Annotated in this window: 10 protein-coding genes and 3 pseudogenes; 12 read left to right on the forward strand and 1 reads right to left on the reverse strand. The window is 59.0% G+C overall.

What is annotated here, in order from left to right; genetic code table 11:
- Positions 1–81: 81 nt before the first annotated feature.
- The 9 genes and pseudogenes from NKG60_RS21865 to NKG60_RS21905 all read left to right on the forward strand — a co-directional run.
- Complete coding sequence (locus NKG60_RS21865; protein WP_352483781.1) at positions 82–675, forward strand: NodA family N-acyltransferase; 594 nt, start codon at positions 82–84, stop codon at positions 673–675.
- Complete coding sequence (nodB, locus tag NKG60_RS21870) at positions 672–1331, forward strand: chitooligosaccharide deacetylase NodB (protein WP_352457035.1); 660 nt, start codon at positions 672–674, stop codon at positions 1329–1331. Before NKG60_RS21865 ends, nodB begins: the two co-directional genes overlap by 4 nt.
- Positions 1332–1345: 14 nt before the next feature.
- On the forward strand, positions 1346–2671 hold the full coding sequence (nodC, locus tag NKG60_RS21875) for a chitooligosaccharide synthase NodC (protein ID WP_352457036.1): 1326 nt from the start codon (positions 1346–1348) through the stop codon (positions 2669–2671).
- A gap of 80 nt (positions 2672–2751) precedes the next feature.
- On the forward strand, positions 2752–3348 hold the full coding sequence (nodS, locus tag NKG60_RS21880) for a nodulation methyltransferase NodS (protein ID WP_352450799.1): 597 nt from the start codon (positions 2752–2754) through the stop codon (positions 3346–3348).
- Between the two features lie 35 nt (positions 3349–3383).
- A pseudogene (locus tag NKG60_RS21885) lies at positions 3384–3617 on the forward strand (carbamoyltransferase N-terminal domain-containing protein); the annotation flags it as partial.
- Positions 3618–3672: 55 nt separating this feature from the next.
- Positions 3673–4584: a nodulation factor ABC transporter ATP-binding protein NodI gene (gene nodI, locus NKG60_RS21890; protein ID WP_352457037.1), complete on the forward strand. Its 912-nt coding sequence runs from the start codon at positions 3673–3675 to the stop codon at positions 4582–4584.
- A gap of 3 nt (positions 4585–4587) precedes the next feature.
- Complete coding sequence (locus tag NKG60_RS21895; RefSeq protein ID WP_352450738.1) at positions 4588–5376, forward strand: ABC transporter permease; 789 nt, start codon at positions 4588–4590, stop codon at positions 5374–5376.
- 67 nt (positions 5377–5443) lie between these two features.
- Complete coding sequence (locus NKG60_RS21900) at positions 5444–6394, forward strand: LysR family transcriptional regulator (protein ID WP_352975539.1); 951 nt, start codon at positions 5444–5446, stop codon at positions 6392–6394.
- 31 nt (positions 6395–6425) lie between these two features.
- Positions 6426–6692 (forward strand): annotated as a pseudogene (locus tag NKG60_RS21905) (hypothetical protein); the annotation flags it as partial.
- A 29-nt stretch (positions 6693–6721) separates the two neighbouring features.
- Here the strand turns inward: NKG60_RS21905 and NKG60_RS21910 are convergent.
- Positions 6722–7150 (reverse strand): annotated as a pseudogene (locus NKG60_RS21910) (transposase domain-containing protein); the annotation flags it as partial.
- 436 nt (positions 7151–7586) lie between these two features.
- Between NKG60_RS21910 and NKG60_RS21915 the strand changes: the two are divergent.
- The 3 genes from NKG60_RS21915 (at position 7587) to NKG60_RS21925 (ending at position 11838) form a co-directional block, all read left to right on the forward strand.
- A complete protein-coding gene (locus NKG60_RS21915; protein ID WP_352450736.1) occupies positions 7587–8378 on the forward strand; it encodes a calcium-binding protein in 792 nt (263 codons plus the stop codon).
- Between the two features lie 396 nt (positions 8379–8774).
- Positions 8775–10547, forward strand: a complete 1773-nt coding sequence (locus NKG60_RS21920; protein ID WP_352671274.1) for a type I secretion system permease/ATPase — start codon at positions 8775–8777, stop codon at positions 10545–10547.
- The gene (locus tag NKG60_RS21925) at positions 10525–11838 is read left to right on the forward strand and encodes an HlyD family type I secretion periplasmic adaptor subunit (protein WP_352566043.1); all 1314 of its coding nucleotides are present in this window, start codon (positions 10525–10527) and stop codon (positions 11836–11838) included. The genes NKG60_RS21920 and NKG60_RS21925 overlap by 23 nt, the downstream gene beginning before the upstream one ends.
- Positions 11839–12394: the final 556 nt, after the last annotated feature.

Here is a 12394-nt window from a genome sequence, read left to right on the forward strand (position 1 = left end):
ACGGTTGAGTGCAGCCAACAACGCCGCCGCTTTGGCCGGGTAATGCGGCCCGCAAGAAACTATTTTGAAGAGAGGTCCTGAATGCGCCCTCAGGTGCAGTGGAAATTGTGCTGGGAAAACGAGTTGCAGCTCTCGGACCACGTCGAGCTCGCCCAGTTCTTTCGTAATACCTACGGGCCGACTGGGGCGTCCAACGCAGAACCGTTCGAAGGTAGTCGAAGCTGGGCCGGCGCCAGGCCTGAACTCCGCGCAATCGCCTATGATTCGAACGGTGTAGCGGCTCACATGGGCATACTGCGCCGTTTCATCAAGGTTGACGCGGTCGATCTGTTGGTGGCTGAGCTGGGCCTGTACGGGGTACGTCCGGATCTTGAGAGTCTCGGAATCGCCCATTCAATCCATGTCGTGCTTCCAATACTGCAGGAGCTTGGCGTTCCATTCGCTTTCGGAACCGTCCGGCACGCGCTGCGGAATCATGTTGAGAGGTTCGGGCGGCGATACAGCCCTTTGGCCGTCTTGTCGGGAATTCGCGTGCGCTCCACCCGACCAGAGGCGCGCCTCGACCTGCCGCCCACACGCATTGATGACGCACTCACCATTGTTCTGCCAGTTGGACGGCCGATCAGCGAATGGCCCACGGGCACGATGATCGATCGGAACGGACCAGAGCTATGAGCCGTCCCGATTGCTTGTACGAAGTGCGCCGTGAGTGCTCTGACGGCACCGGCCGTCGCAGCGTTTATCTGACGTTTGACGACGGTCCCAATCCACTTTTCACACCGGAGATTCTGGATGTGCTGGCAGAGCAGCGGGTGCCGGCGACTTTCTTCGTCATCGGCGCCTACGCCTTAGAGCACCCGGATCTAATCCAACGAATGTTTGCAGAAGGGCACGAGCTAGGCAACCACACGATGACTCATCCGGATCTGTACAAATGCGGCTTCGGCGAAGTGCAACGTGAGATCTTTGAAGCGAACGGCGCCATCATGAGGGCGTGCCCTCAGGCCTCGGTGCGCTATATTCGCGCGCCCTACGGGGCCTGGAGCGAAGAAGTCTTCACAGCGTCACAGATCGCCGGGCTGACGGCCCTCCATTGGTCCGTCGACCCTCGAGATTGGTCTCGCCCTGGGGTCGACGCGATTATCGATACCGTGCTCGCCTCTGTCCGGCCGGGCGCAATCGTACTCTTGCACGACGGATGCCCTCCCGGCGAGTTGAGCCAGGGCGCTCACGCCGGTCTGCGCGACCAGACGGTCACGGCGCTGTCCCGGCTGATTCCAGCACTTCATGAGCGCGGATTTGTAATCCGCTCACTTCCTCAACATCACTGAACAAACGAGATCCCATGACTCTTCTTGGTACAACCAGCACTGTGGCCATTTCGCTTTATGCACTGCTCTCGACTGCTTATAAGAGCATGCAGGGGATTTATGCTCTGCCGACAAACGACTCATCGGCGTTGGAGGATCTCGTCGGCTCCGATCAACTGCCCAGCGTGGATGTCATCGTCCCCTGCTTCAACGAGGATCCGCGCACGCTTTCAGAGTGCCTGGCGTCCATTGCAGACCAAGAATACGCCGGAAGACTTCGGGTCTATGTGGTTGATGACGGTTCTGGAAATCGCGAAGCCGTAGGAACTGTCCACGAAACCTACGCGCGCGACCCTAGGTTCGACATCATTTTGCTTCCCGAGAATGTTGGAAAGCGCAAGGCGCAGATCGCCGCGATACGCCGCTCATCCGGGGATTTGGTGCTTAACGTTGATTCAGACACGATACTCGCGTCCGACGTCATCACCAAGCTTGTACCGAAGATGCGAGATCCAGCGGTCGGCGCAGTCATGGGTCAGTTGATTGCCAGTAACCGGAGCGAGAGCTGGCTGACAAGGCTGATAGACATGGAGTACTGGCTGGCTTGCAACGAGGAGCGCGCGGCACAGGCTCGCTTCGGTGCCGTTATGTGCTGTTGCGGCCCATGTGCCATGTACCGCCGGTCTGCGCTCCTTTTGTTACTGGACCAGTACGAGTCGCAATTTTTTCGGGGCAAGCCAAGCGACTTCGGGGAGGATCGCCATCTCACTATCCTCATGCTGAAAGCAGGCTTTCGAACCGAGTACGTTCCGGGCGCCATCGCGGCCACAGTCGTTCCGAACAGACTCGGACCGTATCTGCGCCAACAACTCCGTTGGGCACGAAGCACATTCCGGGACACGCTGCTTGGGCTGCGCTTGCTGCCCGGCCTCAATAGCTATCTCACGTTGGACGTGGTCGGACAGAATCTCGGGCCGCTACTCCTCGCCCTATCGGTACTAACGGGCCTCGCACATTTCGCACTGACAGGCACTGTGCCTTGGTGGACAGGACTGATGATTGTGTCCATGACCATGCTCCGATGCTGCGTGGTAGCATTTCGTGCTCGACAGTTTCGATTTCTGGGCTTTTCCCTGCACACGTTCATCAACATCTTTCTCTTACTTCCCTTGAAGGCCTACGCGCTGTGTACATTGAGCAATAGCGATTGGCTGTCGCGAAGCTCTGCTGTCGCTACATCGAACACTGGGGGAAAACAGGCCCCCACCCAAACTCCGATCACTGGATCAAGCAGGGCAGAATTCTCACCGCATGCGGCTCCGCTTCGCAGGCTCAATCTTGCGCGGATTCTTCGGGATTAGCGCTGTCGAGCAACATCTGCGGCGACGAGTGATCGCTAATTACCTAGGTGGACGAGAGGTGGACGAGTTTGACCCAGAACATGAATCATCAGTTGCTCGATCGGGAATTGGCCGCAGACGATCCGTGGCGCCTCGACGGCAATCCGTTCGAGCGGGAGCGCCACACGCAAATGCTCCAGCTGGCGCTTGCCCAAGGCTCCATTACAAATGCCCTCGAAGTCGGGTGCGCTGCCGGCGCATTCACGGAAAAGCTAGCTCCCTACTGCCAAGGGCTCACCGTCATCGATGTCGTGGCGCAAGCGATTGCTCGAGCACGTCAACGGATAAAGGAGCCGTCGCGCATCAACTGGATAGTCTCCGATGTTCAACAGTTTTCGACCGACGAGTTGTTTGACCTGATCGTTGTGGCGGAGGTCCTATACTACCTCGAAGACATAGCCGAGATGCGCGCGGCCGTCAAAAACCTGGTGCGGGTGCTTGCGCCAGGCGGGCATCTGATCTTCGGATCGGCAAGGGATGCTAATTGCCGTCGCTGGGGTCACGCCGCTGGTGCTGAGCCGGTCATCGCCATGCTGAACGAAACGTTGATCGAGGTAGAGCGTCTTGAGTGTCGGGGCGAGTCGGTCAACGAAGACTGCTTGCTCGTCCGTTTCCGGAACCCGCTTTCCGCTTCCTGATGAATCGAATCTATCGCCGTTAACGTGGAGACACTATGCGCATCTGTGGTACCAAGCTGACCCATGATGGGGCGATCGCCCTTGTCGAGGATGGACGGCTCGTCTTCTGCGTTGAGCAGGAAAAGCGGCACAACAATCCGCGTTACCAAACCATCGATAATCTCGACGCAATTGTCGCCGCTTTGGCGGAACAGGGGCTAAATCCTTGTGATGTCGATCAGTTCTTTATCGACGGCTGGGATGGCGAAGACGAGTCACAGTTTCAGGTCCGGCAGGCAACCGAGCAACCGCCGGTCGAGGCGACCCTCTAGGTAAAATGAACCCATGTCCACGGTAGCGATCGATCTTACTGAGGTAAGCAAAACTTATGACAAGCTCGTTGTCGACAGACTGTCGTTCCGCGTTGCGGCGGGGGAATGCTTCGGGCTCTTGGGACCGAACGGTGCGGGCAAAAGCACGATTGCGCGTATGGTCCTCGGCATGACATCGCCTGATGCGGGGAAGATTACTGTGCTCGGCGCTCCAGTGCCGGCGCGCGCCCGTTTGGCACGTATGCGCATCGGCGTGGTCCCGCAGTTCGACAATCTTGATACCGCGTTCACTGTGCGCGAGAACCTGTTGGTGTTCGGGCGCTACTTCCGGATGAGCAGACGCCAGATCGAAGCGGTCATACCATCGCTGCTTGAGTTCGCCCGCCTCGAGAACAAAGCGGATGCGCGCGTCGCCGAACTGTCCGGCGGCATGAAGCGGCGCCTGACGCTCGCGCGTGCGCTGATCAATGACCCGCACTTGCTGGTGATGGACGAGCCGACCACCGGCCTCGATCCGCAGGCCCGCCACCTGATCTGGGAACGGCTGCGATCGCTGCTGGCGCGGGGCAAGACTATTCTTTTGACTACCCATTTCATGGAAGAGGCCGAGCGGCTGTGCGATCGGCTGTGCGTTATGGAGGAGGGGCGCAAGATCGCCGAAGGCCGCCCGTCCGCACTCATTGACGAGCAGATCGGCTGTGACGTGGTCGAGGTCTACGGCGGCAATCCGCATGAACTGGGTGCGCTGATCCGGCCGTACGCACAGCGCATCGAGGTGAGCGGTGAGACGCTTTTTTGCTATGCACCCGATCCGGAGCAGGTGCTGGTGCAGCTACGCGGGCGCGCGGGTCTGCGCCTTCTGCAGCGTCCCCCCAATCTCGAGGATGTGTTCTTGCGGCTAACCGGGCGCGAGATGGAGGACTGAACAATGGGCGAACGTTATGCGGCGGCCATGCCCGCCAATGCGTGGAATTGGGTCGCGGTTTGGCGCCGCAACTATCTTGGATGGAAGAAAATCGGGCTTGCATCGGTTCTCGGCAACCTCGCCGATCCGATGATCTATCTGTTCGGTCTCGGCTTTGGCATCGGAACAATGATAGGTCCTGTTGAGGGCACTTCGTACATTGCGTTTCTCGCGGCTGGCATGGTTGCCACAAGCGCGATGGCATCGGCGACCGCTGAAACGGTTTACGGGAGTTTTGGCCGCATGGACAACCAGCGCACCTGGGAAGGAATGCTATGCACTCAGCTGACGCTCGGCGATATCTTACTCGGCGAATTGGCGTGGGCAGCCACCAAGGCCCTGATGGCGGGCACAGCAATCACTATTGTTGCCACCACGCTCGGCTACACATCGTGGCCATCCATCCTCTGCTTGCTGCCAGTCATCGCTCTCAGTGGCCTCGCCTTCGCGAGTCTAGCGATGGTCGTCACGGCGCTTGCGCCCAGTTATGAATATTTCATATTTTATAATACGCTTGTTATAACACCCATGCTGTTCCTTTGCGGCGCGATGTTTCCGGTCAACCAATTGCCCGGCGCTTTTCAGGACGTCGCCTCCTTGTTGCCGCTCGCACATGCAATTGACCTCATTCGTCCGGCGATGCTTGGCCGTCCGGCCGGCAGCATGGGCCTGCATATCGGCGCGCTTTGCATATACACGGTTTTGCCGTTCTTCCTATCGGTTGCTCTATTTCGTCGTCGGCTGATGCGTTGACGCTACTCACCATTCGTAAAATTGATCGTTTTGGCGATACCCATCCACGCGTCGGATAGGTCAATACATGCGTTTTAAGGGACTCGATCTAAATCTCCTCGTTGTGCTGGACGCTTTGATCAGGGAGCGTAAAGTCACCGCCGCGGCCCGCAGTATTAACCTGAGTCAGCCGGCCATGAGCGCCGCCGTCGGTCGGTTACGCGCCTATTTCAGCGATGAGCTATTTACGATGAACGGCCGCGAACTCATTTTGACACCGCGCGCGGAGGGGCTCGCCACAGCAGTCCGGGAGGCATTGCTGCACATCCAGCTATCGATTATTTCCTGGGACGCCTTTAACCCGGCCCGATCGGATCGTCGCTTCCGCATCATCCTTTCCGATTACCTCACACTCGTATTTTTTAAGAAGATCGTAAAGCGTGCTGCGCGGGAAGCTCCCGCCGTCCGCTTCGAATGTCTGCCTATTTCCGACGACCCCGAGGAGCTTCTCCGGCGCGGCGACGTTGATTTTCTGATTATGCCGGAAGTGTTCATGTCGAAACATCCTCGCGCAGCCCTGTTCGAAGATATGCTCGTATGCGTAGGCTGCGGCACGAACAAGCAGCTGTCAGAGCCACTTACATTCGACCGATACTTGTCGATGGGGCAGGTTGTGCTTAAATTCGGGGACACCCGGCAGCCCTCCATCGAGGAATGGTATTTGCTCGAGAACGGTTTCGAGAGACGTATCGAGGTCGTCGTACGGGGCTTTAGCATGATCCCGCCCCTTCTATCAGGCACCAACCGCATCGGGACAATGCCCTTACGGCTGGCGCAGCATTTCGCAAAATTAACACCCCTGCGGATTATCGAACTTCCGCCGCCACTTCCTGCCGCATTCACGGAGGCCGTCCAATGGCCTGCGCTTCACAATAATGATCCGGCAAGCCTATGGATGCGGGAAATGATGTTGCAGGAGGCATCTCGTATGATTACCCCGCCTAAGAGCACCGGACGTCTCAGTTGTCGGCCGAATTGAGAAACTGACTCCCTCGGTTATGAGAGGAGGCATGGATGGCGATTGGGATTGGGCGATTCCTGCATTGTCGAGAACGATGCAGGGAGAGCAGATCCTGCAGCATGAACAGGTGGCAGCGATGCTGCGGCTGCATGAGCTTGGCTGGGGAATGAACCGACGGGCGAAAGAATTCGGGTGCGCGCGCAACACGGTGCCTCGGTATCTAAGCGAGGGCGGGACTGTTCCGTTTCGCAAGCCTGTGCGGCCGACCGCGTTTGACGGACTGGACGATTGGCTGCGGGAGCGCTTCTTCCCCCATGGCTCGGGCTGGATGACGATCTCGACCCGCTCCAGATGCGCCGGGAACGCCTTGCGCGGTCGCGCAGCACGTCGCGGCTCGCCTGTCGGTCTTGCGGCCTCGAGCTCGGACTCAATCGCGCCGAGCCCGGTCTGGATTTCGTCGAAGGCGAAGGCCTGCTGGTCACGTTCGAGCTTCTCGGAGCTGCGACCGAAGCGGCGCGCTCCAGCTGCTTGACGATCCCATGAAGGTCGGCGATCCGCTCCTGGGCAGGCTCGTTGAGTGTCGCCATCCGGACGATCTCGGCCTTGAGTGTTTCGCTCCGGAGTTGTTGCAGTTCGGCCTTCTCCGCCGCCATGGCGACGAACATCGCCTTGAGCGTATCGATTTCGTGGGGACGGGCCGAAGCGCTTCTCGTCATGACGCCGACAGAAGCTTATTGTGCACGGCCTGAAGCCCGCCTTTTGCGCCTGAGTCACTTCGCCACCGCCTTCCGGCCGGACGCCGTCGCCGTTCGGCTCGAACGCGTGTCCAGTCCATGCCTTCGACGAGCGCCATCAGTTTCGGCGCGGCAAGCCGATCACGCCGTTCTCCGCCAGCGGAACTTGTCCTCGTCCAGCGCTCACGGTGCGGGTATGCCGACGTCGAGCAAACAGAGAGAAGTTTGGGGCCCAACCAGGACGGCCCCGTTACGAAGTTCGTCCTGGTCCCGGTTTGAGTGTCGAATCTTCATCGATTGCTTGGGCGACCAGCGTCCCCGCCGCCAGCGAGCCCGCAACTGCTCAGCAGAAGGGCGAAGTGAACGTGAATGCATCCATTTCGTAAATGTGTGTCTATCCAAGCAATCGATTTCTCTAATTATCCGATGAGCAATATGAACGCGTCAGGCAGGGTGCATCATTAGGAGTATTTTCGATGGCAAAGATTATCGAGGGTGGCCCGGGTGCCGAAACACTCATCGGCACCGAGCTTGACGATTGGATGGAGGGTTTCCAGGGCGGTGACTGGATTGACGGTCGTGGCGGCAACGACGAGATCTCGGGTGGCCCGGACAGTGACCGACTCATCGGCGGCAAGGGTAACGACCGCATCTTCGGCGGAGATGGCTGGGACGATCTCTCCGGCGACAACGGCCGCTTCAACCCGCGCGTCTCCGGTGAGGACAATGACAGGCTCAGCGGCGGTCCCGGCCAGGATGTCCTCTACGTGGGTGACGGCCAGGACACGTTGACCGGGGGCACCGACAGTGACACGTTCGTGTTCCAGTTCCACAATCCGGTGCCTGGGGTTGTCGGGTCGAAGTCGGACATTACCACTATCACCGATTTCAACCCGGCGGAGGACAAGTTCGCCTTCGATGCGGTGGGCCTCTACAATGACGGTTTTGGCGCGAACTTCGTCAACAACGCCAGCATACAGTCCGGCTACCCGGTGAGCAGCTTCTACAGTGGTGCGGCCTCGGGTGCGAACGGCGAACACGTCGTGGTAATCACTGGCGAATCTTTCAACTCTGCTTCTGAAGCCGCGAGTGCGATCTCCGGCGAGCACGCCGGCGACATCATTGTCTACCAAAGCAGCTACACCGACAGAGTCGCAACTCTGGCCTATGTCACCGCCGACAACAGCGCGCATGAGTTCGTCCACCTGGGCGGTGTGGTCACCGTGGCCGACCTAGGCCTGACCGCGTCGGACTTCACCTTCGTTTGATCCAGAAAACCCATACGGAACACCGCCCCGCCCCCCGGGGGCGGGCGCTTTCCGTTTCCGCTACGTGCGATGGGCCGGGGCGCCCGGGAGCAGTCGCAGCGTGTACAGCTTGACGAAGCCCTGCACGTCGCGCTGGTCGTACACCGAAATCTCCCTGAAGGCGTGGAGGCGGAAGCCTGTTCGGGCCCTTGCGGCCGGCCACGATGACGTTGCCCTTCCAAACCTTCAGCCGGACGGTGTTGTTGTTGACCCGCTCCATTAGATGCCAAACCAAACATATTCGGCGGGAGCACTGATCCTGAAGCAGCGAGCGGATGCAGTCGGTCGCCGCTCGGGGAGCAATATGGGGAGCTGGGTCGCCAGATCCTCACGGAGACCTACGTGAGTAACCATTCCTTGAAGGATTCAGCTTTGAGACCTTTCCCTCTGAGTTCCGCTATTTGGGGAATTCTGTTGATCAGCGGCGTGGTGAACGTGCTTGCGCTGATCTCGCCGCTGTTCATGCTTCAGGTCTACGACCGCGTTCTGGCAAGTGGCAGCGTATCGACGCTAGTGGGGCTCGTCGTGCTTGCTACAGGGCTTTATGCGTTCCAGTGCCTGCTCGACATTTTGCGCGCGCGCGTGCTGCTGCGGATTGGCGAGCGTTTCGATGAACAGTTTTCCGGACGCGTTCACGATGCGATCGTTCGCCTTCCGCTTTCAACGCGCATGCCGGGCGACGGCTTGCAGCCGCTACGCGATCTCGACAATGTTCGCGGATTCTTAGGTGGAAACGGCCCGACAGCGTTCTTCGATCTGCCATGGATGCTGCTTTATCTTGGCATTTGCTTCCTCTTTCATTTCTGGATCGGCATGACGGCACTTGTCGGGGCGATCGGTCTCACATCTCTGACACTTCTTGCCAACACTCTCTCGCAACGACCGATACGCGATACCATTGCCCACAACATGGCACGCAATGGTCTACTGCAAGCAGCGCGTTGCAATGCCGAGGTCGTGCAAGCTCTCGGTCTCGGAAAGCGGATCGCTGCCCGATGGCACAAGGCCAATGCCAAGTATCTGGCCGCCAGCCGGAAAGCCGGGGACGTGGCAGGTGGGCTGGGTGCCATTTCAAAGTCGCTGCGCGTGCTGCTGCAATCGGCCATTCTTGCCGTCGGCGCGTACCTTGTGATCAGGCAGGAGGCTACGGCCGGGGTCATGATTGCCAGTTCGATCATGATGGGGCGTGCGCTGGCTCCGGTCGATCTGGCCATTTCAAGCTGGAAACCCTTCCTCATGGCGCGCGAGGGTTGGGCGCGGCTGGAGGACCTCCTGGGAAAGGTTCCTGAAACCGCTCCTGTTATGCCAATGCCTGCACCTGAACGCGAACTCCGCCTCGAAGGCGTGACAATCGTTCCGCCCGGCGAAAGGAAGCCGACCGTGACCGGCCTTGCGTTTGCCGTTCAGGCGGGAAGCGCACTCGGGATCATCGGTGCATCGGGTTCGGGCAAGTCGACACTCTCGCGCGCCATCGTCGGCGCATGGACGCCGGTCGCCGGAAAGGTTCGCATCGACAGCGCAAGCCTCGATCAATGGGACCGGGAAGCGCTAGGCCGTCATATCGGCTATCTGCCGCAAGGTGTTGAACTGTTCGACGGCACCATTGCCGAAAACATCGCTCGTTTTGAAGATAATCCTGACCCTGAGGCTATTGTCACCGCGGCGAAAGCAGCGGGCACGCACGAACTGATCCTCCGATTTGAGCACGGCTACGAAACTCCGATTGGTGAGGCCGGATCGGCACTTTCCGCCGGGCAGCGCCAGCGTATCGGTCTTGCCCGTGCTCTTTATCGAGACCCTTTCCTTGTTGTGCTGGATGAACCCAATGCCAATCTCGATGCGGAAGGCGAGGCTGCGGTCGTCAAGGCGATCGCCTCCGTGCGCGGGCGCAAGGGCATTGCGGTTGTCGTCGCCCATCGGCCGAGCGCCATCCGCGCCGTGGATTTTGTGTTGGTCATGGAAGGTGGACGGCAGCGAGCATTCGGTGCGCGTGATGAAGCGCTTTCCAAAGTCTTGAAGAGGGCAGCGATGGCACCAGGCGCTGGCGTCAACGCCATCGAGTCTACACAGGATAACGTGGGAGAGCGCGCTGACATGGAGGATCCCGGTGGCCGGCATTCATCAGAATAATGACGTTTCCAGCTCCATTCGCCGGCACTTGGTGGCGGGCCTTCTGGCGAGCGTGATCTTTGTTGGAGGAGCCGGAGCCTGGGCGGCCTTCACGAATCTCTCCGGTGCGGTTGTCGCGTCCGGACACTTTGTCGTCGATTCCTATGTGAAGAAGGTGCAGCACCCGACCGGCGGGGTGGTGGGAGAAATCCTGGTGAGCGAAGGTGATAAAGTAAAAGCCGGCGACATCCTCATGCGGCTCGACGCCACCCAGACGCGCGCCACTCTCGCTGTAGTCACCAAGCGGCTCGATGAGCTGGCCGCCAACCTGGCACGACTCGAAGCTGAGCGTGACGATCTGGCGGAGATCGCCTTCCCGGACTGGCTGCTCGCCCGCAGAGATGTTCCGGACGTAGCTTCGGCAGTACATGGCGAGACGCGGCTGTTCGAATTCCGCAGACAATCCCGCGACGGAAGGCAGGCGCAGCTAGCGGAACGCATCACTCAATATGAGCACGAGATCGAGGGGCTCAAGGCGCAGGAAATCGCTTCTGAGAAAAGCACCGAGATTCTCCAAAAGGAAATTGCTGCCCTGAGTGGGCTGCGCGACCAAGGCATTGTCTCGGACCAACGCTTGAACAGCCTGAAGACGCAGGTTGCCACTTTCGGCGGCGAACGCGGTGAGAAGATTGCACATCAGGCACAGACGGCAGCCCGCATAGCCGAAACGCGCCTCCAGATCCTGCAGATCGATCCGGATTTCAAGACGGAAGTCGGCCAGGAGCTCAGAGAGGTTCAGGCGCAGGTTGGGGAGTATGTTGAGCGCAAGGTGGCGGCTGAACAGGAACTGCGACGGATCGATATTGTCGCGCCGCAGTCAGGCGCCATTCAACAACTCGCAGTTCATACGGTCGGAGGAGTGATCACGCCCGCCGATCCGATTATGCTAATCGTGCCGGAAGGCGACGATCTTGCGCTTGAAGCACGAATCACCCCGAAGGACATCGACCAAATCCAGCTTGGTCACAAGGCCGTGCTGCGCATGTCAGCCTTCAATCTGAGGACCACGCCGGTATTGAACGGATATGTCAGCCGGATCGCAGCCGATCTGGCGACGGACGAAAAAAACGGAGTTTCGTATTACCTGGTGCGTCTGTCGGTTCCGCATGCGGAACTGACGAAGCTCAAGGACCTGACGCTCGTGCCCGGCATGCCGGCCGAAGCGATGATCCAGACGGGCGAGCGTACGGCGCTTTCTTATTTTGTGAAGCCGCTGTCGGACCAAATCAGTCGCGCATTCCATGAGGAATGAAAGTAATCCACAGAAATATTTTGTTTGTATTCTTGTTGGTTGTTACGCATGCATGAGAGTCATAACCGTCTGAAAACACAGCCATGCTTTCCTCAGTTGGATTCCGCCTCTGACTCAGATTCGTGGTTCCGCGGTCATTTTGCCCTTCCAAGTCGCCGACCATTCAGTTCTTGGCCTCGAGCGCATTAAGATACCCATCATCGTACACAAAGGCTGGAAAAGAGTCCGGTGTCTTGAGCGATCCTAGGTCTGGAGACCTAGGGTGAGCCTGCAAGCACAGGGCTAGGACATGATTGAGCGTCTGCAATATTCGGACAGGTACATAGGAAGACAGGCAGGCGTCAAAAACGCGCTTTCAACGCGCTAAACCGATGCTACGCACCCCGAGCGTCTTGCCGCCCTCGCTCCCGCCGGTAGGAATCAATCGCGAGCAGGCTGCGACGTTCATCGGCGTAAGCTCAACGACCTTTGATGAAATGGTCCAGGACGGCCGGATGCCGCAGCCACGAATGCCGAGCAAGGGGCGCATTGTTTGGGACGTCGAGGAACTTGTATT

The organism is Mesorhizobium sp. M1428 (assembly GCF_040317515.1).
In the GTDB taxonomy this organism is placed as follows: Bacteria; Pseudomonadota; Alphaproteobacteria; order Rhizobiales; family Rhizobiaceae; genus Mesorhizobium.

What these genes read in the sequence shown, in the direction of transcription:
- NKG60_RS21865 (WP_352483781.1), top strand. Translation starts at nt 82, where the DNA reads ATGCGCCCTCAGGTGCAGTGGAAATTGTGCTGGGAAAACGAGTTGCAG.
- nodB (WP_352457035.1), top strand. Translation starts at nt 672, where the DNA reads ATGAGCCGTCCCGATTGCTTGTACGAAGTGCGCCGTGAGTGCTCTGAC.
- nodC (WP_352457036.1), top strand. Translation starts at nt 1,346, where the DNA reads ATGACTCTTCTTGGTACAACCAGCACTGTGGCCATTTCGCTTTATGCA.
- nodS (WP_352450799.1), top strand. Translation starts at nt 2,752, where the DNA reads ATGAATCATCAGTTGCTCGATCGGGAATTGGCCGCAGACGATCCGTGG.
- nodI (WP_352457037.1), top strand. Translation starts at nt 3,673, where the DNA reads ATGTCCACGGTAGCGATCGATCTTACTGAGGTAAGCAAAACTTATGAC.
- NKG60_RS21895 (WP_352450738.1), top strand. Translation starts at nt 4,588, where the DNA reads ATGGGCGAACGTTATGCGGCGGCCATGCCCGCCAATGCGTGGAATTGG.
- NKG60_RS21900 (WP_352975539.1), top strand. Translation starts at nt 5,444, where the DNA reads ATGCGTTTTAAGGGACTCGATCTAAATCTCCTCGTTGTGCTGGACGCT.
- NKG60_RS21915 (WP_352450736.1), top strand. Translation starts at nt 7,587, where the DNA reads ATGGCAAAGATTATCGAGGGTGGCCCGGGTGCCGAAACACTCATCGGC.